Raw genomic sequence first — 20,633 nt, 5'->3', positions numbered from 1 at the left:
GCCTCAGCAGGCCTTGCACGGGATGGCGGCCTCGGGCACGCCCAGCTTCTTCAGGATGATGGCCAGCGGGCAGAAGTTGGTGAAGCCGAACTGGAACAGGTTCAGCCCGACGAAGGCGGTGAAGGCCAGGAACCACTCGCTGACGAACAGCGGGCTGGCCGGCGCGCCCAGCGCCACCGACAGGAACACGAACAGGCCCGCGATCACACGGATCCAGCGCTCGACGGTCATGATGCTCTCCTCAGATGAAAGGGTTGGGACAGGGTGGGGGGAAATGATAATTTCAGCAAAACGACAGTTTCAGCAAAACGGGACTCAGGCGGGGCGCGGCGCGCCCGGTGCCTCGTGGCGGCGCCGGTACACGGCGTAGTACAGCACCGGGATCACCACCAGCGTCAGCAAGGTGGAGACGGCAATCCCGAAGATCAAGGACACCGCCAGGCCGTTGAAGATCGGGTCGTCCAGGATGAAGAACGCCCCCAGCATCGCCGCCAGGGCCGTCAGCGCGATCGGTTGCGCGCGCACCGCGGCGGACTGGATCACGGCCTCCTTGAACGGCATGCCCTTGGCGGTCTCCAGCTCGATGAAGTCCACCAGCAGGATCGAGTTGCGCACGATGATGCCGGCCAGCGCGATCATGCCGATCATGCTGGTGGCGGTGAACTGCGCGCCCAGCAGCGCATGGCCCGGCATGATGCCGATCATCGTCAGCGGAATCGGCGCCATGATGATCAGCGGCGTCAGGTAGCTGCGGAACTGCGCCACCACCAGCAGGTAGATCAGCACCAGCCCGACCGCGTAGGCCGCGCCCATGTCGCGGAAGGTCTCGTACGTCACCTGCCATTCGCCGTCCCACTTGATCGCGTACTCGCGCCACGGGTCGGCCGGCTGGCGGATCCAGTACTCACCCAGGCCGCCGGTGTCGGGCAGCGCGGCCTCGGCCAGCCGGCTGCGGATGGCAAACATCCCGTACAGCGGCGAGTCGGTCTTGCCGGCCATGTCGCCGAGCACGTAGACCACCGGCAGCAGGTCCTTGGTGAAACGGGGCGGGTCGATGACGCCGCGCTCGACGCGCACCAGTTCCGACAGCGGCACCATGCGGCCGTCGGCGGCCTTGAGCGGCAGCGCCAGCAGCGCCTCCAGCCCGACCTGGCGCTCGCGCGGCAGCTGCAGCCGCACCGGCACCGCGAACTTGGCGTGGCCGTCGTGCAGGTAGGCGGCGTCGCTGCCGGACAGCGCCGTGTAGACCGTCTGCGCGATCACCTGCGCCGGGATGCCCAGGCTCTCGGCGCGCGCGCGCTCGAGGCGCAGGAACACGCGCGGCGCCTCCTCCTTCAGCGTGGTGTCGATGCCGACGATGTCGGGCGTGTCGGCAAACGCCTGGGCCACGCGGCGGGCGAGTTCGGCGCGGCCGGCCTCGTCCGGGCCATAGACCTCGGCGACGATCGGCGACAGCACCGGCGGCCCCGGCGGCACTTCCACCACCTTGATGCGGCCGCCGTGCGAACGCGCGATCGCTTCCAGCCCCGGGCGCAGGCGCTGCGCGATGGCATGGCTCTTCTCGTGGCGGTGCTTGGCGTCGGCCAGATTGACCTGCAGGTCGCCCTGCTCGGCGTCGGCGCGCAGGTAATACTGCCGCACCAGCCCGTTGAAGGTGATGGGGCTGGCGGTGCCGGCGTAGCCCTGCACGTGCGTGACCTCCGGCTGCTGCGCCAGGAACGCCGTCATGTCCTGCAGCGCGGCGGCGGTGTCTTCCAGCGCCGTGCCGGCGGGCATTTCCAGCACCACTTGGAACTCGCTCTTGTTGTCGAACGGCAGCATCTTCAGGATCACCGCCTGCACCACCGCCAGCCCGACCGACAGGAACAGGCCCGCCGCCACGCCCAGCGCCAGCAGCCAGCGGTGGCGCGCGCTCTCCAGGAACGGCGTCAGCACGCGCGTGAACAAGGTCTGCAGCCCGCGCGTGAGCTTGGACGGCCCGTGCGCCGCGTGGCCGGCGCCGTGCGTGCCCATCAGCCTCCACGCCAGCCACGGCGTGATGGTGAAGGCCACCGCCAGCGAGATCGCCATGCCCATGCTGGCGTTGATCGGGATCGGGCTCATGTACGGGCCCATCAGGCCGGTGACGAAGGCCATCGGCAGCAGCGCGGCGATCACCGTCAGCGTCGCCAGGATGGTCGGCCCGCCGACCTCATCGACCGCGCGCGGGATGATCTCCAGCAGCGTGGCCTGCGGCGTGAGCTGGCGGTGGCGGTGGATGTTTTCCACCACGACGATGGCGTCGTCGACCAGGATGCCGATCGAGAAGATCAGCGCGAACAGCGACACGCGGTTGAGCGTGAAGCCCCACGCCCACGAGGCAAACAGCGTCGCCGTCAGCGTCAGGATCACCGCCACGCCGACGATGGCGGCCTCGCGCCGGCCCAGCGCCAGCCCGACCAGCACGATCACGCTGCCGGTGGCGAAGATCAGCTTGCTGATCAGCTTGTTGGCCTTGTCGGCGGCGGTGGCGCCGTAGTCGCGGCTGATCGTGATCTCGACGCCGTCCGGGATCAGCGTGTTGTGCAGGCGCTCCAGCTGCTGCGTGGCGGCGCGCGCGACGTCCACCGCGTTTTCCCCCGGCTTTTTGGTCACGATCACCGTCACGGCGGGGTAAGCCTGGCCGGGCTGCGCGCCTTCGGGGAGCGTGGCCGCCGGCCCCGGCGTGTGCCAGACATAGCGGCGCGGCAGCTGCGCGCCTTCCTCGATGCGCGCCACCTCGCGCAGATACACCGGGCGGCCCTGGTGCACGCCGACCACGATGTCGCCGACGTCCTGCACGCTCTTCAGGAACTCGCCGGTCTCCACTGTCAGCAGGCCCGGCTCGCCGGGCTGCTGGCGCGGCTGCGCCACGGTGCCGGACGGCATGGCCTGGTTGGCGGCGGCGATGGCCTGGTGGATGGCCTGCAGCGGCACGCCGCGCGCGCGCAGCCGTTCGGGCTCGATCCAGACGTGGATGGCGCGCCCCGGGCCGCCGATGGTCTGCACCTCGCGCGTGCCGGGCACGCGCTTGAGCTCGGTCTCGATGGCGTGCGCGACGCGCTCGATCTCCCACGCGCTCTTGCCGGCGGGGCTCCACAGCGTGGCGGCCAGCACCGGCACGTCGTCGATGCCCTTGGGCTTGACGATCGGCGGCAGCACGCCCAGGCCCTGCGGCAGCCAGTCCTGGTTGGCGTTGAGCACGTCATAGAGGCGCACCAGCGCCTCGGTGCGCGGCACGCCGACCTTGAACTGCACCGTCAGCACCGCCACGCCGGGGCGCGAGACGCTGTAGGTGTGCTCGATGCCGTGGATCTGCGACAGCACGTGCTCGGCGGGCTGCGCCACCATTTTCTCCACGTCCGCGGCGGAGGCGCCGGGAAACGGGATCAGCACGTTGGCCATCGTGACGTTGATCTGCGGCTCCTCCTCGCGCGGGGTGACCAGCACCGCAAAGAGGCCCAGCAGCAGCGCCACCAGCGCCAGCAGCGGCGTGATGGCGTTGGCCTGGAAGGCGCGCGCGATCACGCCGGAAATGCCCAGCCGTTCGGTCTGGGTACCGGTGGGGGTAGTTTGGGGTTCGGCGTTCATCGGCCGTTCTCCTGCATGCGGGGAAGGGGACGATGGCCGATCACTGCGCCGGCTGCGCACCGCGCAGCCCGGCGCGCACCGGATCGAGCGCGACGCGCTCGCCCGGCTGCAGGCCCGACAGGATCTCGATGCCGGCCTCGCCGTGGTCGGCGCCGGTGCGCACCGCGCGCAGCACGAAGCCCGCTGGCGCCCCGGCCGGCGCCGCCACATAGGCCGCGGTCAGCTCGCCGCGGCGCAGCAGGGCGCTGGCCGGCACCACCAGCCGCTCGTCGCTGCCAGCGGCAAAGCGCACCTTGACCGCCTGGCCGGGCAGCACGCCCTGCGCATCGGCGGCTGCGAGCGGCAGACGCCACTCCACCGTCTGCGCCACCGGATCCGCCGCCGGCAGGCGACTGCGGCCGCTGGGTGGCACCCAGCGGCCGTCCGGCAGCCGCACTTCGACGCGCTGCGCGCGCTCCGCCAGCGCCGACTGCGACGCCGGCACATGCACGGTGGCGCGCAACGGCTGCGGCGCGTACACCGTCAGCACCGGGCGGCCCGGCGCGGCCAGATCGCCGGCCTCGGCGTGCGTGGCCAGCACGAAGCCGTCGAACGGCGCCGTCAGGCGCGTGAAGCCCTGCGCCAGCGCGGCTTGCGACTGCGCGGCCTTGGCCTGTTGCAGCGCGGCGCGCGCGGCGGCGGCCTGCGCCTCGGCGGTGTCCAGCGCCGCCTGCGACACGAAGCCCTGCGCGCGCAGCTCGCGCGTGCGCTTGGCGTGCGCCTCGGCGTTGCGCAGCTCGGCTTCGACCTGCGCCACCGCGCCGCCGGCGCGCTGCACACCGGCGCTGGTCTCGCGGTCGTCGATCACCGCCAGCACCTGGCCGGCGCGCACGCGGTCACCGGCCTTGACGTGCAGCTGCACGATGCGGCCACTGGCCTGGGCCGCCAGCGTCGCCTGCTGCTGCGCTTCGATCGTGGCATCCAGCAGCAGTGCCTGGCCGACCGGACGGCGGGCGACCTCGGCCACCGGCACGCGCGGGCCGCCGGTATCGCCCTGCGCCCAGACGGGTGCCAGGCATGCGCCGCCGAGCAGGGCAGTGGCAACGGCCGCGCCGAGCCAGCGCCGGCGGGCCAGCGGGGGGATGGGCGTTGTGCGTCGATCCATGGCTTGATCCTCCATTGGGCTCGAGTATAGCGTCATACCCCCGGGAGTACAAGGGCTAGGGGATGTCGCTGCCGTCGACGGCGAACGGCACACGCGCCGCCACCGCGCACAGCAGCTCGTAGGCGATGGTGCCGGCGGCCTGCGCCACCTCGTCCACCGGCAGCACCGCGCCGCTTGCGCTGCGCCCCCACAGCACCACCTCGTCGCCGACGTGGCACGGGCCGCTGGCGGCCTCCACCGGGGTCAGGTCTACCGCCAGCATGTCCATGCTGACGCGGCCCACCAGCCGCGTGCGCACGCCGCGCACCAGCACCGGGGCGCCGTGATCCTGCGACAGGCTGGCGTGGCGCGGGTAGCCGTCGGCGTAACCGCAGGCGACGATGCCGATGCGCAGCGCGCGCGGGGCGGTGTAGATCGAGCCGTAGCCGACCGTTTCGCCCGCGGCCACCGGCTGGATGGCGATCAGTCGGCTGGCCAGCGTCATCGTCGGCTGCAGGTCCCACTCGGCGGCGGTGTGCGCCGGATGGTCGGGCGCGCTGCCGTAGAGCGCGATGCCGGCGCGCACCCAGTCCGCCGCCAACGCTGCGCCGTCCGCGCCCAGACGCAGCCGCAGCGCGTGGCGCAGCGTGGCGGCGCTGTTGCACAGGCTGCGCTCGCCGGGCAGGTCGCGCGTGGCGCGCACGAACGCGTCCACCTGGTGCAGCACGCCCTCGCGTCCGTGGCGCAGCCCGTCGGCGTCGGAAAAGTGCGTCATCAGCCCGATCTCGCCGACCTGCGGCAGCGCCTGCAGCCGCGCCCAGGCGGCGCGGTAGGCCTCGGGGCGAAAGCCCAGCCGGTTCATGCCGGAGTTCATCTTCAGAAAGACGTGGTGCGGCTGGTGCGTCTTGTGCGCCGCCAGCCAGTCGATCTGCTCCTCGGTGTGCACGACGTGCCACAGATCCAGGCGCGAGCAGGTCTCGAGGTCGCGCGGCTCGAAGCAGCCCTCCAGCAGCAGGATCGGCCCACGCCAGCCCAGCGCGCGCAGCCGCTCGGCCTCGGCCAGGTCCAGCAGCGCGAAGCCGTCGGCGCCGCGCAGCGCCGGCCAGACGCGCTCGATTCCGTGGCCGTAGGCGTTGGCCTTGACGACCGCCCACACGCGCGCGTCGCCGGCGGCGGCACGGCAGCGCTGCAGGTTGTGGCGCAGGGCATCCAGGTGCACGGTGGCGAGGATCGGGCGGGGCATGGCAAGCAAAGGGAAAACGGGAATTGGCGGATGGGGGACGGCGCAGGCGCATGCTATAAACCGCGCACCCTGCGCCAGACGCGACTTTCGCACAGGCGGGCGGTGCGCGCACCCCCGATTCGAGGCTTTTTCGGATATTTCGTCCCCATGAAGCGCGGCTTCTACACCATCATGACGGCGCAGTTCTGCAGCTCGCTGGCCGACAACGCGCTGTTCGTGGTGGCGGTGGAGCTGCTGCGCAGCCGCGGCGCGCCGGAGTGGCAGGCCGCCGCGCTGGTGCCGATGTTCGCGCTGTTCTATGTGTTGCTGGCACCGTGGGTCGGGGCGTTCGCGGACTCGCGGCCCAAGGGGCAGGTCATGTTCCTCAGCAACGCCATCAAGGTGGTGGGCTGCGTGCTGATGCTGACCCCCGTGCACCCGCTGCTGGCCTACAGCCTGGTGGGGCTGGGCGCGGCGGCGTATTCGCCGGCCAAGTACGGCATCCTCACCGAGCTGCTGCCGCCGTCGCAGCTGGTCAAGGCCAACGGCTGGATCGAGGGGCTGACGATCGCCTCCATCATCCTCGGCGTCGTGCTGGGCGGGCAGCTCGTCTCGCCCACGGTGGTGGCGTGGCTGGCGGCGCACGAGGCGGCGTGGCTGCGCGCCTGGTTGCCCTCGGCGGCGGAATTCGCCATCGTCGGCCTGGTGGCGGTGTACGGGCTGGCGGCGGCGTTCAACCTGCGCATCCCGCGCACCACCGCGCCGCTGCGCCACCTGCCGTCCAATCCGCTGGCGCTGCTGCCGGATTTCTGGCGCTGCAACCTGCGCCTGTGGCGCGACCATCTGGGCCAGATCTCGCTGGCCACCACCACGCTGTTCTGGGGCGTCAGCGGCAACCTGCGCTACATCGTGCTGGCCTGGGCGGCCGCGGCGCTGGGCTACAACACCACGCAGGCCTCCAGCCTCGTCGGCGTGGTGGCGGTCGGCACGGCGGTGGGAGCGGTGGTGGCTTCGGTGCGCATGCGCATCGACCAGGCCCCGCGCGTGATGCCGTTGGGCGTGGCGATGGGGCTTCTGGTGGTGCTGATGGTGCTCATCCGCGACGTCTGGGTGGCCGCGCCGTTTCTGGTGCTGCTGGGGGCCTTGGGGGGCTTTCTCGTGGTGCCGATGAACGCGCTGCTGCAGCACCGCGGTCACAACCTGATGGGCGCCGGCCGCTCGATCGCGGTGCAGAACTTCAACGAGCAGACCTGCATCCTGGGGCTCGGGTTCCTGTACAGCGCCGCCACCGGCGCGGGGCTGTCGGCGTTCGGCGCCATCACCGCGTTCGGCCTGCTGGTGGCCGGGGTGATGGTGCTGATCATGCGCTGGCACCGGCACAATTTGCGCCACCATTCGCACGAGTTGACCCGCCTGTTCGAAATCGCCCGCCGCGACGACCTGCATGGGTGAGCAGCTCCGCGGACGGTCGTCGACGCCACCCCAGCATCCGAGGAGACTCCGCCATGGTTCCACCCCGTTCACCTTCCCATCCGTCGGTATCGTTGTCCCGCCGCGCCTGGCTGCACACGGCGGCGCTGGGGGTGGCCGCGCTCGCCGCGCCGGCCGCGGGCTACGCCCAAACCGGCGCCTGGCCGTCGCGGCCGCTGCGCCTGCTGGTGGGGTTCCCGCCCGGCTCGTCGCCCGATCTGACCGCACGCACCCTGGCCGAGCCGCTGGCCCAGGTGCTCGGCCAGCCCGTGGTGGTGGAAAACCGCCCGGGCGCGGGTGGCAACATCGCCGCGGAGCAGGTGGCGCGCGCCCACGATGGCCACACCATGGGCCTGATGATCAATGGCAATCTGACCATCGCCAAGATCCTCAACCCTGCTACGCCGTACGATCCGCTGACCGACCTGGCGCCGGTGTCGCTGGTCGGCACCGCGCCACTGGTGCTGACCGCCTCGACTCGGCTGCCGGCCGAGCCCGTGGCGGTCCTGGCCGCGGGGCGTGAGGCGGGGGACCGCTGGAACTACGGCACCCCGGGGGCGGGCACGGTCGCCCACATCGGGATGGAGATGCTCAAGGCCGCCGCGGGCTGGCGCGCCGTGCATGTGCCGTATCCCGGCAATCCGCAGGTGGTCACGGCCATGATCCAGGGCGATGTGCAGGTGGCCCTGTTGCCGCCCGGCGTGGCGCTGCCGCAGGTGCAGGCGGGCCGGCTGCGGGCGGTGGGGGTGACCTCCCCGGGACGCAGCACGCTGGCCCCGCAGGTGCCCAGCCTGGCGGAGCTGGGCCTGCGCGGGTTCGATCTGGAAATCTGGAACGCCGTGGCCGCGCCGGTGACCTGGCCCGCGGCCCAAATCCAGCGCGTGGCCGCGGCGCTGGCCGAGATCGTGCGGCGGCCCGAGGTGCGCCAAAAGCTGTTTGCCCAGGGCTGGCAGGTGGCCGGCACGGCGCCGGAGGGACTGGTCCAGCGCGTGCGCACGGACACCGCGCGCATGAAGGCGATCATCGAGCGCAACGGCATCCGCGCGCAGTGAGCGCATCGGGGCGCGCCGCAGAGTCTGGACCCCCCGCTTCAGCGGGCCAGCAGCGCCAGCAGGCCCTGCATCAGCCAGGGCAAGGCCAGGGCGTTGAACAGGGCCGCCAGTCCCATGGCCAGTCCGGCGAAAGCGCCCATCGTCGGGCTGACCTGAAAGGCCCGCGCGGTGCCGATGCCGTGGGCCGTGACGCCCAGGGCAAAGCCGCGCACCATCGGGTCGGCGATGCCCAGCCGATCGAACAGCCAGCGCGCCGTTGCCGCGCCCCAGATGCCGGTGACCACGACCAGCACCGCGGTCAAGGACGGCAGCCCCCCCAGGCGTTCGGCGATGCCCATGGCCACCGGCGTGGTCACCGACTTGGGGGCCAGCGAAGCCAGGGTCTGCGGGCTGGCCCCCAGCAGCCAGCCCAGGGCCACGGCGCTGACCGCCGCGGCCAGCGCCCCGGCCACCAGTCCCGCGACCAGCGGCGCCCAGGTGCGCCGCAGCAGCGGCCACTGCGTGTGCAGGGCGACGGCGAGCGCCACCGTCGCCGGACCGAGCAGAAAGTGCACGAACTGCGCCCCTTCGAAATAGGTGGCGTAGGGGGTGCCGGTCAAGGTCAACAGCCCCCCGATCAGCGCGACGGCGATGGCCACCGGGTTGGCCAGCGGGTGCGCGCCGCAGGCCAGGAACAGGCGGTGCGCCACGCCGTAGGCCAGCAAGGTGATCGTCAGCCCCAGCAGCGGGGAGGCGGACAGGTAGACCCAGATCTCGCCCAGGCGGGTGCCGTCGAGGGCGGCCGCGGCGGCGTTCACCGGGGGCCTCCGGGCGTTGGTGTCGCGGGTGGCGCGGGCGGCTTCCCCTCGCGCGGGAGCAGGGCGCGCACCGTCCAGGCGGTCACCGCCAGTCCAATCCAGGTGCCGGCCGCCAGCGCGACGGCGATGGCCACGGCCTCGTCCCCCAGCCGCTGCAGGTGTTGCACCACCCCCACCCCGGCCGGCACGAACAGCAGCGACAGATGCTGCAGCAGGCCCTGGGTGGTGGGCTGCAGGGCGTCGCGCCAGGCCGGGCGCGCCATCAGCAGCGCCAGCAACAGCGCCATGCCCAGCACCGGGCCCGGGATGGGCAAGCCCAGCATCCGCACCAGCACCTCCCCGGCCAGTTGCAAGGTCAACAGGGCGGTCAGGGCGGGCAGCATGGCGGGCGGTGCGCTAGGCCGGGGTCCGTGCAGGGCTGGCGGCCAGGGCCTCGTCCACCACCTCCACCCAGTGGCGCACCGGGGTGGAGGTGCCGCTTTGCAGGTGGGTGATGCAGCCGATGTTGGCCGACACGATCGTCTGGGGGGCGGTCGCTTCCAGGTGCCCCAGCTTGCGGTCGCGCAACTGGCGGCTCAGCGTCGGTTGCAGCACGCTGTAGGTGCCGGCCGATCCGCAGCACAGGTGCGACTCCTGCCGCGCCAGCGTGACCTCGAAGCCCAGCTCGCCCAGGTGCCGCTCCACGCCGCCGCGCAGCTTCTGGCCGTGCTGCAGCGTGCAGGGGGGGTGAAACACCAGCCGCCGGGGCGCCGATGCGGGCAAGCCGTCGCCCAGCCGCTGCCGCCAGGCGGGTACCAGATCGGGCAGCAGCTCGCTCAGGTCGCGTGTGAGGTCGCTGACCCGGCGTGCCTTGTCGGCATAGGCCGGGTCGTGCCGCAGTGCGTGCGCGTAGTCCTTCACCATCACGCCGCACCCCGAGGCGTTCATGACGATCGCCTCGACGCCGGGGCTGCCATCGGTGGGTTCGATCCAGGGCCACCAGGCGTCGATGTTGGCGCGCATGTCGTCCAGCGCTCCCACCTGGTCGTCCAGGTGGAATCGGATGGCACCACAGCAGCCGGCCTTGGGCGCCACCACGGTCTGGATCCCCGCGGCGTCCAGCACGCGCGCCGTCGCGGCGTTGATGGTGGGCATCATCGCCGGCTGCACACAGCCGGCCAGCATCAGCACGCGGCGCGGCCGGGGTGTCTGCGGCCACGCGCCGGCGTCGCGTCGGGCCGGCACCTTGGCCTGCAGCGGGGCGGGCAGCAGATCGCGCACGGCCTGTCCCAGCCGCATCGCCGGACCGAACAGCGGCGAGGTCAGCCCTTCGCGCAGCAGCCAGCGCACCGCCCGCTCGCCCGCCGGCCGCTGCACGCGCGCTTCGACCACCTTGCGCCCGATGTCCAGCAGATGGCCATACTCCACCCCGCTCGGGCAGGTGCTTTCGCAGTTGCGGCAGGTCAGGCAGCGGTCCAGGTGCCGCTGCGTCGCCCGGGTGGGCTCGGCACCCTCGAGTACCTGCTTGATCAGATAGATGCGCCCCCGCGGTCCGTCCAGCTCATCGCCCAGCAGTTGATAGGTCGGGCAGGTGGCGGTGCAAAAGCCGCAGTGCACGCAGCGCCGCAGAATGGCGTCGGCCGTCTGACCGTCGGGTGTGCTCAAAAACTCGGCAGCGAGTCGGGTTTGCATGGATCAAAATCCCCAGACGCCCGGCTGAAAGACGCCGTGCGGATCGAACGCGGTTCGCACGCGCTGTTGCAGCGTGCGCAAGGGGCCCTCGGGCGGCGTGAAGCGGCCGCGCGCCTGTGGCGTCGCGGCCGGGGCCCGAAACAGCGTCGCATGCCCGCCCGCCTGACTGGCCATGGCGCGCAGGGTATCCGCAGCATCCAGCGGTGCCCACACCCAGCGCTGTGCGCCAAACCACTCGACCAGCGTCGGCCCGGGCAGCGCCAGCACGGGGGCAGTGGGCGCCACCGACAGCCGCCACAGTCCATGGGCGGGCGACGGTGGAGTGGCGAAGAAGGGCAACGTCTGCTCGCGGGTGGCCGCCCATTCGCGTTGGGCGGTGGCGGGATCGAGCCGCTCCCCCCCCACCTCGGCCAACAGCCGATGGCAGGCCGTCTCGACCGCTGCGGCCGCGCCGCGCAGCCGCAGCAGCAGGGTGCCGCCCGCGTCGTCCTGCCACCGGCTGGCGTTGAGCGGCAGCGGCTGGGCGCGCCAGCGCGCCAGATGCTGCAGGGCCGCGTCGGCGCGCAGGGGCAGCTGCAGGGTGGCTTCCCCAGCCGGGCGGGGAAGGACCTTGAGCGAGACCTCCGTGATCAGTCCCAGTGTGCCGAGGCTGCCGGCCAGCGCCCGGCTGACGTCGTAGCCGGCGACGTTTTTCATCACCTGGCCGCCAAAGACCAAGTCCTCGCCCCGGCCGTTGAGCAGCCGCGCCCCCAGCACATAGTCGCGCACGCCCCCCACGGCGGCGCGCGCCGGGCCGGCCAGGCCGGCCGCCACCATGCCCCCGACGGTCGCCCCCGCGCCCAAGTGCGGCGGCTCGAAGGGCAGATACTGGGCGTGGCGGGCGAGGGCGGCCTCCAGTTCGCTCAGCGGGGTGCCGCAGCGGGCCGTGATCACCAGCTCGGTCGGCTCGTGGCTCAGGATGCCGGCGTATGCGCGCGTGTCCACGACCTCGGCCTCGGGGGCGATGGGTTCGCCGTAGAACGCCTTGGTGCCGCCGCCGCGCAGACGCAAGGGGCGGCGATCGGCCACCGCGGCGCGGATGCGCGCGGCCCAAGCGCGCAGCACATCATCCGCTGCGCCGTCGCTGGGGGGCAAAGAGGGGGTATCGTCGGCCATGGGCGGCAATGGTAGCCCGCACGGGCGCCGCCGGCGTGAACTTTTTGAACGGCAAGCTTGAGCCGGTCTGTGCCGGCCCCGTCCGTCCCATCAGTCCCAATACGTGGCCGGGGGCAGACCGGGGGTATCCACCCGGCGCGCAAACACGGCGCCGCTGTGGGGGGAGTGCGCCAGCTCGGCGGCCGATCGGCGCTGCCGGGCCGTGGTGACGAACACAGTGCGCAGGTCCGGCCCGCCAAAGCACACCGCGGTCGGGCACTGCGCCGGCACGGGCCAGTCGGCCAGAATCTGCCCGTTGGGGCTCAGGCACAGCACCCGCGCCCCTTCGAACATCGCCACCCAGTAGTTGCCCGCGCTGTCGATGGCCGCGCCATCCGGACGGCCCCCGTATCCCTGACCTTGGGCTTGCTCGAAGCACCAGCCCACCGGGCGTGCATCGAACCGTTTGAGCAGCAACCGCATTCCCAGCACCGGCGGCCATTGGCCGGGCGAGACCATCGGCAGCGTGTACACCGCGTGGCCGTGGGAATCGGCCCAGTACAGGAGCTTGCCGTCGGGCGCCCAGGCCAGCCCGTTGGAGGTGTAAACGCCGGGCTGGATCAGCGCGAGCTCCGGCCGCTGCCGGTCGCGCGCGCGCAGGCAGTACAGCGCAGCGTCGGGCCGGTCGCGGGCATCGACGCTGCTGCCCACCCAAAAGCGCCCCCAGGGATCGCACTTGCCGTCGTGGAAGCACACCCGGCGCGTGTCGTGGGGCGCGTCGGCGATGCGCTCCAGCGGCAGGTTCCAGTCCGACAGGTGGTAGATGCCGTCGCGCAGCGCGATCAGCCAGCCCCCGCGGCGGCAGGGCACCAGGGCCCCGGGCGTCTGGGGCAGCTCCCGGAACTCGCTGCGGCCGCTGGGCACGTGCAGCCGCCACAGCCGCTGCAAGCCGGCGTCGATCCAGTACAGCCGATCCTCCAGCCCGCGCCAGACGGGCGATTCGCCATGGGCGCAGACCGGCGGCGTCAGGCAGGTCCAGCCGCCCATCCCGGCGGCATCGCCGTCGGCATCAGGGGGAGGGGTCGTAGCCATGCGCCGATCTTATGCCATGCGCTGCGGGCGGCGCAGCCTCTGGCATACACTGCGGGCCATGTTGTGGGTCAAAACCTTTCACATCGTCTTCATCGCCAGTTGGTTTGCCGGGCTGTTCTACCTGCCGCGCATCTTCGTCAACCTGGCGATGGTGCCGGCCGACAGCCCGGCCGAGCGTGAGCGGCTGCTGCTGATGGCGCGCAAGCTGTTGCGCTTCATGACGCTGCTGGCGGTGCCCGCGCTGGCGCTGGGCTTGTGGCTGTGGCTGGGCTACGGCATCGGTCTGGGGCCGGGCAACGGCTGGATGCACGCCAAGTTGGCGATCGTGGTGCTGCTCATTGGCTACCACCACGCCTGCGCGCGGCTGTTGCGCCGCTTCGAGACCGGCACCAACCGCCATGGTCACCGGTGGTACCGCTGGTTCAACGAGGTACCGGTGCTGCTGATGCTGGGGGCGGTGGCGCTGGTGGTCGTCAAGCCCTTCTGAGCCCGGTGGCGGTGAGGCCGACCTCCGCGCCCCACCCCGGTGCGCGCAGCTTGTCGCTGGCCTGGCCCTTGCTGGGCTGCTACACGGTGCTGGTCGTCTATGCCAGCCTGTTTCCGTTCGAGGGCTGGCGGGTGCAGGGGGTGGCGCCGTGGGCCTTTCTGTCCGCGCCCTGGCCGCGGTACTGGACCCGCTTCGACGTCATCGCCAACCTGTTGGGCTACATGCCGCTCGGGGCGCTGCTCACCGTAGCCCTGGCCCGCGCTGGGTGGCCGCGGGGCGCGCCGGTGCTGGGCGTCGTCGGGCCGGCGCTGCTGTCGCTGGTCATGGAGGCCACCCAGACCTACCTGCCGCAGCGCGTGCCGTCGCAGGCGGATGCCCTGCTCAATGCCCTGGGGGCGCTGCTCGGCGCGGTCGGGGCCACGGCGATGTTGCGCTGGCGGGTGCTCGGGTCGTGGGCGCAGTTTCGCGCCCGCTGGCAGCAGCCGGGGGGGCAGTGGGCATGGGCGGTGTTGCTCCTGTGGCCCTTGGCCGTGCTGTACCCCACGCCCGTGCCGTTTGGCACCGGCCAGTTCTGGCCGCGGCTGGAGGCGGCGCTCTGGCGGGCTGCGGAGGGCTCGCCGTTGCAGGCGTGGCTGCCGCAAAGCCCGCCGCTGGCCGCGCCCAGTCCCCTGACCGAAGCGCTGCTGGTCGCCCTGAGTCTCTGGTTGCCGGTGCTGCTGGGCTATGCCAGCGTACGCCATATCGGGCAGCGCAGCCTCTTTGCCCTGCTGTTCGGCGCGGTGGCCTGGGGCAGCGGGGCCCTGTCGGCCGTGTTGACCTTCGGCCCGCCGCACGCCTGGGCGTGGCTCACGCCGCCCACGCAGTTGGGGTTGGCGGCGGCCGCGGCGATGTCGCTGTTTGCTCTGCCGCTCGGCTCGCGCGCCGCGGCGCTGTTGGCCGTGCTCGCCGGGGGGCTGATGCTCGGGTTGCTCAACCGCGTGCCCGACCCCGCCTACCTGGGGGAATGGTTGCAGACGTGGGAGCAGGGGCGCTTCAGTCGCTTTCACGGGCTGTCGCAGTGGCTGGGTTGGCTCTGGCCCTGGGCTGCCCTGGCCGCGGCCGCCCGGCTGGCCCTGCGCCGCAGCGAAGGGGCGCCCTACAATCGCCGCCCATGACCGATGCCACGCACGACGCGGCCACGCCGCCGCCTTACTACCGCCGCCACATTTTCTTCTGCCTGAATGACCGGGCCAACGGCGAGGCCTGTTGCGCCCGCCACGGCGCGCAGCAGGCGTTCGATCATTGCAAGGCGCAGGTGCGCGCCCTCGGGCTCGCCGGTCCGGGGCAGGTGCGGGTCAACAAGGCGGGCTGCTTGGACCGTTGTGCCGGCGGGCCGGTGGCGGTCGTGTACCCGGAAGGGGTCTGGTACACCTATGTGGACCTTGCCGACATCGACGAGATCGTCACCTCGCACCTGCGCGACGGGGTTGCCGTCGAGCGGTTGCGCCTGCCTCCCGACGTGGGGCGCTGACGCCGCAGTGCAGCCCCGCCGATGAACGCCCACACCGAGTCGTCCTCCATTCCCGGGCCGGTCGGCCCGCTGGAGCTGGCGATCGACCGCCCCGCCGTGCCCCGCCCGGGGGGCGGTGTCGCAGTGATTGCCCATCCGCACCCCTTGTTTGGCGGCACCCTGCACAACAAGGTGGTGCAAACGCTCGCCCGCGCCTTCGTGCAGCAGGGCTGGGTGGCGGTGCGCTTCCACTTCCGTGGTGTGGGGGGCAGTGCGGGCGCGCACGACCACGGCGTGGGCGAGGTCGACGACCTGCTGGCGGTGGTGGGGGCGTGCGCGGACGATGCCGTCCCGCTCGCGCTGGCCGGGTTCTCGTTCGGCGGCTACGTGGCCGCTGCCGCGGCCGCTCGCCTGGGTGCGCAGCGGCCCGTGCACACCTTGGCGCTGGTGGCCCCGGCCGCCAGCCGCTTCACCCTCCCCGCGCTGGATGCGGAACTCCATGCGCGTACCCTGGTCGTTCATGGGGAGGTCGACGACACCGTGCCGCTGGCCGCGGTGCTCGACTGGGCGCGTCCGCAGGGGCTGCCCATCACCGTCGTGCCCGGGGGGGAACACTTCTTCCACGGGCGTCTGCCGTTGCTCAAGTCCTTGGTCGTGCGCCATCTGCGCGCGCTGTGATCCGCCGCCCCCGCCGCGGGTGGCCTGGAGGGTTTTCCGTCGTGTCCGTCGTTGCGTTGTGTTTGCCGTTCACTGCCATCCGTGCCGGTCTGCACCGGCTGCGTCGTCTGGGCGGGGGCGTCCTCGTTGCGCTGTGCGCCTGGGCGCTGGGCGTGGGGCTGGCGCATGCCCAGGCGCCCCAGCCGCCGGAGGTGGCTGCGCGGGCGTGGCTGCTGCTGGACGCCACCAGCGGCCAGGTGCTCGCCGCCAAGGACCCGGACGAAGCGGTCGAGCCGGCCTCGCTGACCAAGCTGATGACGGCGTATCTGGTGTTCGATGCGCTCAAGTCGCGCAAGCTGGCCCTGGACCAAAAGCTCGTCGTCAGCGAGCGGGCGTGGCGCATGCCCGGCTCGCGCATGTTCATCACCCCCAATGCCCAGATTCCGGTGGAGGATCTGCTCAAGGGCATGATCGTGCAGTCGGGCAACGATGCCACGGTGGTCCTGGCCGAAGGCGTTGGGGGCACCGTGGAGCATTTCGTCGAGCTGATGAACCGACAGGCCAAGGCCCTGGGGCTGACGCGCACCCAGTTCCAGAATCCGGAGGGGCTCACCGCCCCGGGGCACACCACGACCGCGCGCGATCTGGCCACCCTGGCCATGCGGCTGATGCGCGACTTCCCCGAGTACGTGGGGTACTACGCCATCCAGCGCTACCGCTACCCCGGCACGCCTGCGGCCAACGACACCAACCGCAACCTGCTGCTGTTTCGCGATCCCACCGTGGATGGGCTCAAGACCGGGCACACCGCCGCGGCGGGTTACTGCCTCGTGGCCACGGCGCGCCGGTCCGTGCCGGGCTTGGGCGAGGGGGCGGCGGGGCAGCGCCGCCTGATCAGCGTCGTGCTCGGGGCGGCCAGCGAAAACGCCCGCGCCGCCGAAAGCCAGAAACTGCTCAACTGGGGCTATACCGCGTTCGACGCCGTGCGGCTGTCGGCGCCGGGCCAGCCCATCGCCACCCCCGCGGTCTGGAAGGGCCGCGCCAGCGAGGTCAAGCTCGGCCGCCCGGAGGGCGTGGTGGTCACCGTGCCCGCCGGCATGGCCAAGGGTCTGCGCACCGAGGTGGTCCGCCCCGACCCGCTGGTCGCGCCGCTGCAAAAAGGCCAGCCGCTGGGCACGCTGCGCGTGCTCTCCGCGGGGGGCGAGCCCGTCGCCGAAGTGCCGCTGGTCGTGTTGGAGACCGTCGACGAGGCCGGGCTGCTGGGGCGGCTGTGGGGCGCGCTGCGCCTCTGGATCCGCTGAGCGCGCCGTCCAGCCATTGCGCCCAGCCCCAGCGCGTGTTACAGTAGCGGGCTTTTCGGATTCGTCCGAAGGGTGAATCGTTTTCTTTGACGTTTAGGGACGTTATGCCAACCATCAACCAACTCGTGCGTCACGGGCGGACGGTCGAGAAGACCAAGTCCAAGAGCCCGGCGATGGAGAACTGCCCCCAGCGGCGGGGCGTGTGCACCCGCGTCTACACCACGACGCCCAAAAAGCCGAACTCGGCGCTGCGTAAGGTCGCCAAGGTGCGCCTGACCAACGGCTTCGAGGTCATCTCGTACATCGGCGGTGAAGGCCACAACCTGCAAGAGCACTCGGTGGTGCTCGTGCGCGGCGGCCGTGTGAAGGACTTGCCCGGCGTGCGCTACCACATCGTGCGCGGCTCGCTGGACCTGCAGGGCGTCAAGGACCGCAAGCAAGCCCGCTCCAAGTACGGCGCCAAGCGGCCCAAGAAGGCCTGATCGGTGCATGTCGCGCGTGCGCGGCCGTCATGCGGCTGTCACGCCTCGGTGTCGGAATGCCTGGCTGGCGGGCCTCCGGCAGTGTGACCGCAGCAGCCGTAGGGGTGCCGGTGGTCGAGTAAGTGAGGGTCCCGATGGCCCTCGGGGCACCTGGGTGCCAACTGAAGCAAAAAGGAACAAACCATGCCACGTCGTCGCGAAGTCCCTAAACGCGAAATCCTGCCGGATCCCAAGTTCGGCAATGTCGAGCTCTCCAAGTTCATGAACGTCGTCATGGAGAGCGGCAAGAAGGCGGTCGCCGAGCGCATCGTCTATGGCGCGCTCGAGCACATCGAGAAGAAGACCGGCAAAGACCCGCTGGAGGTCTTCTCGACCGCGCTCAACAATGTCAAGCCCCTCGTCGAGGTCAAGTCCCGTCGCGTCGGTGGCGCCAACTACCAGGTGCCGGTCGAAGTGCGCCCGGTGCGCCGCCAGGCCCTGGCCATGCGCTGGGTCAAGCAGGCCGCGCGCAAGCGCAGCGAAAAGTCGATGGCCCTGCGTCTGGCCAACGAACTGATCGAGGCCACCGAAGGCCGTGGCGGCGCCATGAAGAAGCGCGACGAGGTCCACCGCATGGCCGAGGCCAACAAGGCGTTCAGCCACTTCCGCTTCTGACGCCGTCCGAGCGCCAGGCCGCGACCTCAACCCCAAGCCCGCCACCGCACTGCACGAGGTCGGCGGGCTTCGCCCATCCAAAATCGGAGTTTTCTCATGGCACGTACCACGCCCATCGAGCGTTACCGCAACATCGGCATTTCGGCGCACATCGATGCCGGCAAGACCACCACGACCGAGCGCATTCTGTTCTACACCGGCGTGAACCACAAGCTCGGTGAGGTGCACGACGGCGCTGCCACCATGGACTGGATGGAGCAGGAGCAAGAGCGCGGCATCACCATCACGTCCGCCGCGACCACCTGCTATTGGCGCGGCATGGACCTCAACTACCCCGAGCACCGCTTCAACATCATCGACACCCCGGGCCACGTGGACTTCACCATCGAGGTGGAGCGCTCCATGCGCGTGCTCGACGGCGCCTGCATGGTGTACTGCGCGGTCGGTGGCGTGCAGCCCCAGTCCGAGACCGTCTGGCGCCAGGCCAACAAATACAAGGTGCCCCGTCTGGCCTTCGTCAACAAGATGGACCGCACCGGCGCCAACTTCTTCAAGGTCTATGAGCAGATGAAGCTGCGCCTGAAGGCCAACCCGGTGCCCATCGTCATCCCCATCGGCGCCGAGGACAACTTCCAGGGTGTGGTGGACCTCATCAAGATGAAGGCCATCATCTGGGACGAGGCCTCCCAGGGCATGAAGTTCGAGTACCGCGAGATCCCGGCCGAGCTGGTCGACCAGGCCAACGAATGGCGCGAAAAGATGGTCGAGGCCGCGGCCGAGGCCAGCGAAGAGCTGATGAACAAGTACCTCGAGACCGGTGAGCTGACCGAGGACGAGATCATCGCCGGCCTGCGCCAGCGCACCATCGCGGTGGAAATCCAGCCCATGCTGTGCGGCACCGCCTTCAAGAACAAGGGCGTGCAGCGCATGCTGGATGCGGTCATCCAGTTCCTGCCCTCGCCGGTGGACATTCCGCCGGTGGCCGGCACCGACGACAACGAGCAGCCCGCCTCCCGTCAGGCCAGCGACGAAGAAAAGCTCTCTGCCCTGGCGTTCAAGCTGATGAGCGACCCGTTCGTGGGCCAGCTCACCTTCGTGCGCGTGTACTCGGGCGTGCTGCGCAAGGGCGATACGGTGCTCAACTCGGTCAAGGGCAAGAAGGAACGCATCGGCCGCATCGTGCAGATGCACGCCAACAACCGCCAGGAGATCGAAGAAATCCGCGCCGGCGACATCGCCGCCTGCGTGGGCCTCAAGGAAGTCACCACCGGTGAAACCCTGTGCGACCCGGCCGCCCCGATCGTGCTGGAGCGCATGGTGTTCCCCGAGCCGGTGATCCGGCAGGCGGTCGAGCCCAAGGCCAAGGCCGACCAGGAGAAGATGGGCATCGCGCTGTCGCGCCTGGCCGCCGAAGACCCGTCGCTGCGCGTCTACACCGACGAAGAATCCGGCCAGACCATCATCGCCGGCATGGGCGAGCTGCACCTGGAGATCATCGTCGACCGCATGAAGCGCGAGTTCGGCGTCGAGGCCAACGTCGGCAAGCCCCAGGTCGCCTACCGCGAAACCATCCGTGGTTCGGTGGACGAGGCCGAAGGCAAGTTCGTGCGCCAGTCGGGCGGTAAGGGCCAGTACGGTCACGTCGTCTTCAAGATCGAACCGAACGAGCCGGGCAAGGGCTTCGAGTTCATCGACGCCATCAAGGGCGGCGTGGTGCCGCGCGAGTACATCCCGGCGGTGCAAAAGGGTGTCGAAGAGGCGCTGCAGACCGGCGTGCTGGCCGGGTACCCGGTCGTCGACGTCAAGGTCACGCTGCACTTCGGTTCGTACCACGAGGTGGACTCGTCCGAACAGGCGTTCAAGATGGCCGCCATCTTCGGCTTCAAGGAAGGCTGCAAGAAGGCCCAGCCCGTCATCCTCGAGCCGATGATGGCCGTGGAAGTCGAGACGCCGGAGGAATACGCCGGCAACGTGATGGGCGACCTGTCGTCCCGCCGCGGCATGGTGCAGGGCATGGACGACCTGCCCGGCGGTGGCAAGGTCATCAAGGCCGAGGTGCCGCTGTCCGAGATGTTCGGCTACTCCACCACGCTGCGCTCCATGTCGCAGGGCCGCGCGACCTACACGATGGAATTCAAGCACTACAGCGAAGCCCCGCGCAACGTGCAGGAAGCCATTATCGCCGCGCGCGCGAAGTAAGCCACCCCTTTGGTCTTGGGCACCCCGCTCCAGGGGGAGGTCCCGCTGCCCGTGGCGGGACCGTGCCCCAGACGTTAAACCCGCACGGGCGCTGTTCTTTGATGCAAGGAAACTGCAATGGCAAAGGAAAAATTCGAGCGGACCAAGCCGCACGTCAACGTGGGCACGATTGGTCACGTGGACCATGGCAAGAC

At 71.0% G+C, this 20,633-nt stretch carries 19 protein-coding genes; 10 read left to right on the top strand and 9 right to left on the bottom strand.

Annotated features, from left to right (window positions below):
* Nucleotides 1–3: 3 nt before the first annotated feature.
* The 4 genes from ACK4TH_RS03215 to alr form a co-directional block, all read right to left on the bottom strand.
* Entirely contained in the window at nucleotides 4–231 is a 228-nt protein-coding gene (locus ACK4TH_RS03215) for a DUF2892 domain-containing protein (RefSeq protein ID WP_068607687.1), read from the bottom strand.
* Nucleotides 232–315: 84 nt separating this feature from the next.
* The gene (locus ACK4TH_RS03210) at nucleotides 316–3,609 is read right to left on the bottom strand and encodes an efflux RND transporter permease subunit (protein ID WP_409622604.1); all 3,294 of its coding nucleotides are present in this window, start codon (nucleotides 3,607–3,609) and stop codon (nucleotides 316–318) included.
* 40 nt (nucleotides 3,610–3,649) lie between these two features.
* Nucleotides 3,650–4,753, bottom strand: coding sequence for an efflux RND transporter periplasmic adaptor subunit (locus tag ACK4TH_RS03205; RefSeq protein WP_409622601.1), 1,104 nt, complete (start codon nucleotides 4,751–4,753; stop codon nucleotides 3,650–3,652).
* Between the two features lie 55 nt (nucleotides 4,754–4,808).
* Complete coding sequence (gene alr / locus ACK4TH_RS03200) at nucleotides 4,809–5,975, bottom strand: alanine racemase (RefSeq protein ID WP_409622598.1); 1,167 nt, start codon at nucleotides 5,973–5,975, stop codon at nucleotides 4,809–4,811.
* Nucleotides 5,976–6,122: 147 nt separating this feature from the next.
* On the opposite strand from alr, the gene lplT reads away from it, so the two are divergent.
* Together lplT and ACK4TH_RS03190 are read left to right on the top strand one after the other, a co-directional pair.
* Nucleotides 6,123–7,406, top strand: a complete 1,284-nt coding sequence (gene lplT / locus ACK4TH_RS03195; RefSeq protein ID WP_409622595.1) for a lysophospholipid transporter LplT — start codon at nucleotides 6,123–6,125, stop codon at nucleotides 7,404–7,406.
* Nucleotides 7,407–7,459: 53 nt separating this feature from the next.
* On the top strand, nucleotides 7,460–8,476 hold the full coding sequence (locus ACK4TH_RS03190; protein ID WP_409622591.1) for a Bug family tripartite tricarboxylate transporter substrate binding protein: 1,017 nt from the start codon (nucleotides 7,460–7,462) through the stop codon (nucleotides 8,474–8,476).
* A gap of 38 nt (nucleotides 8,477–8,514) precedes the next feature.
* On the opposite strand, the gene ACK4TH_RS03185 is transcribed toward ACK4TH_RS03190, so the two are convergent.
* The 5 genes from ACK4TH_RS03185 to ACK4TH_RS03165 form a co-directional block, all read right to left on the bottom strand.
* On the bottom strand, nucleotides 8,515–9,273 hold the full coding sequence (locus ACK4TH_RS03185; RefSeq protein ID WP_409622588.1) for an LrgB family protein: 759 nt from the start codon (nucleotides 9,271–9,273) through the stop codon (nucleotides 8,515–8,517).
* On the bottom strand, nucleotides 9,270–9,656 hold the full coding sequence (locus tag ACK4TH_RS03180) for a CidA/LrgA family protein (RefSeq protein ID WP_409622585.1): 387 nt from the start codon (nucleotides 9,654–9,656) through the stop codon (nucleotides 9,270–9,272). The genes ACK4TH_RS03185 and ACK4TH_RS03180 overlap by 4 nt, the downstream gene beginning before the upstream one ends.
* 13 nt (nucleotides 9,657–9,669) lie before the next feature.
* Entirely contained in the window at nucleotides 9,670–10,944 is a 1,275-nt protein-coding gene (gene glcF / locus ACK4TH_RS03175; RefSeq protein WP_409622582.1) for a glycolate oxidase subunit GlcF, read from the bottom strand.
* Between the two features lie 3 nt (nucleotides 10,945–10,947).
* On the bottom strand, nucleotides 10,948–12,099 hold the full coding sequence (gene glcE, locus ACK4TH_RS03170; protein WP_409622579.1) for a glycolate oxidase subunit GlcE: 1,152 nt from the start codon (nucleotides 12,097–12,099) through the stop codon (nucleotides 10,948–10,950).
* Between the two features lie 90 nt (nucleotides 12,100–12,189).
* Complete coding sequence (locus tag ACK4TH_RS03165) at nucleotides 12,190–13,170, bottom strand: SMP-30/gluconolactonase/LRE family protein (protein ID WP_409622576.1); 981 nt, start codon at nucleotides 13,168–13,170, stop codon at nucleotides 12,190–12,192.
* A 58-nt stretch (nucleotides 13,171–13,228) separates the two neighbouring features.
* Here ACK4TH_RS03165 and ACK4TH_RS03160 point away from each other — a divergent pair, with 58 nt between their 5' ends.
* The 8 genes from ACK4TH_RS03160 (at nucleotide 13,229) to fusA (ending at nucleotide 20,439) form a co-directional block, all read left to right on the top strand.
* The gene (locus ACK4TH_RS03160; protein ID WP_409622573.1) at nucleotides 13,229–13,657 is read left to right on the top strand and encodes a CopD family protein; all 429 of its coding nucleotides are present in this window, start codon (nucleotides 13,229–13,231) and stop codon (nucleotides 13,655–13,657) included.
* An 11-nt stretch (nucleotides 13,658–13,668) separates the two neighbouring features.
* Nucleotides 13,669–14,811, top strand: a complete 1,143-nt coding sequence (locus tag ACK4TH_RS03155) for a VanZ family protein (RefSeq protein ID WP_409622570.1) — start codon at nucleotides 13,669–13,671, stop codon at nucleotides 14,809–14,811.
* On the top strand, nucleotides 14,808–15,167 hold the full coding sequence (locus tag ACK4TH_RS03150) for a (2Fe-2S) ferredoxin domain-containing protein (RefSeq protein WP_409622567.1): 360 nt from the start codon (nucleotides 14,808–14,810) through the stop codon (nucleotides 15,165–15,167). Before ACK4TH_RS03155 ends, ACK4TH_RS03150 begins: the two co-directional genes overlap by 4 nt.
* 21 nt (nucleotides 15,168–15,188) lie before the next feature.
* The gene (locus tag ACK4TH_RS03145) at nucleotides 15,189–15,824 is read left to right on the top strand and encodes an alpha/beta hydrolase (RefSeq protein ID WP_409622564.1); all 636 of its coding nucleotides are present in this window, start codon (nucleotides 15,189–15,191) and stop codon (nucleotides 15,822–15,824) included.
* A 107-nt stretch (nucleotides 15,825–15,931) separates the two neighbouring features.
* On the top strand, nucleotides 15,932–17,104 hold the full coding sequence (locus ACK4TH_RS03140) for a D-alanyl-D-alanine carboxypeptidase family protein (RefSeq protein ID WP_409622882.1): 1,173 nt from the start codon (nucleotides 15,932–15,934) through the stop codon (nucleotides 17,102–17,104).
* A gap of 104 nt (nucleotides 17,105–17,208) precedes the next feature.
* On the top strand, nucleotides 17,209–17,586 hold the full coding sequence (gene rpsL / locus ACK4TH_RS03135) for a 30S ribosomal protein S12 (protein WP_068607664.1): 378 nt from the start codon (nucleotides 17,209–17,211) through the stop codon (nucleotides 17,584–17,586).
* A gap of 183 nt (nucleotides 17,587–17,769) precedes the next feature.
* On the top strand, nucleotides 17,770–18,240 hold the full coding sequence (gene rpsG, locus ACK4TH_RS03130) for a 30S ribosomal protein S7 (protein ID WP_068607662.1): 471 nt from the start codon (nucleotides 17,770–17,772) through the stop codon (nucleotides 18,238–18,240).
* 96 nt (nucleotides 18,241–18,336) lie between these two features.
* The gene (gene fusA, locus ACK4TH_RS03125; protein ID WP_409622559.1) at nucleotides 18,337–20,439 is read left to right on the top strand and encodes an elongation factor G; all 2,103 of its coding nucleotides are present in this window, start codon (nucleotides 18,337–18,339) and stop codon (nucleotides 20,437–20,439) included.
* Nucleotides 20,440–20,633: the final 194 nt, after the last annotated feature.

Origin of the sequence: Tepidimonas sp. (genome assembly GCF_046292505.1) — a bacterium.
GTDB lineage: Bacteria > Pseudomonadota > Gammaproteobacteria > Burkholderiales > Burkholderiaceae_C > Tepidimonas.
This window is presented reverse-complemented; position numbering and strand designations above follow the sequence as displayed.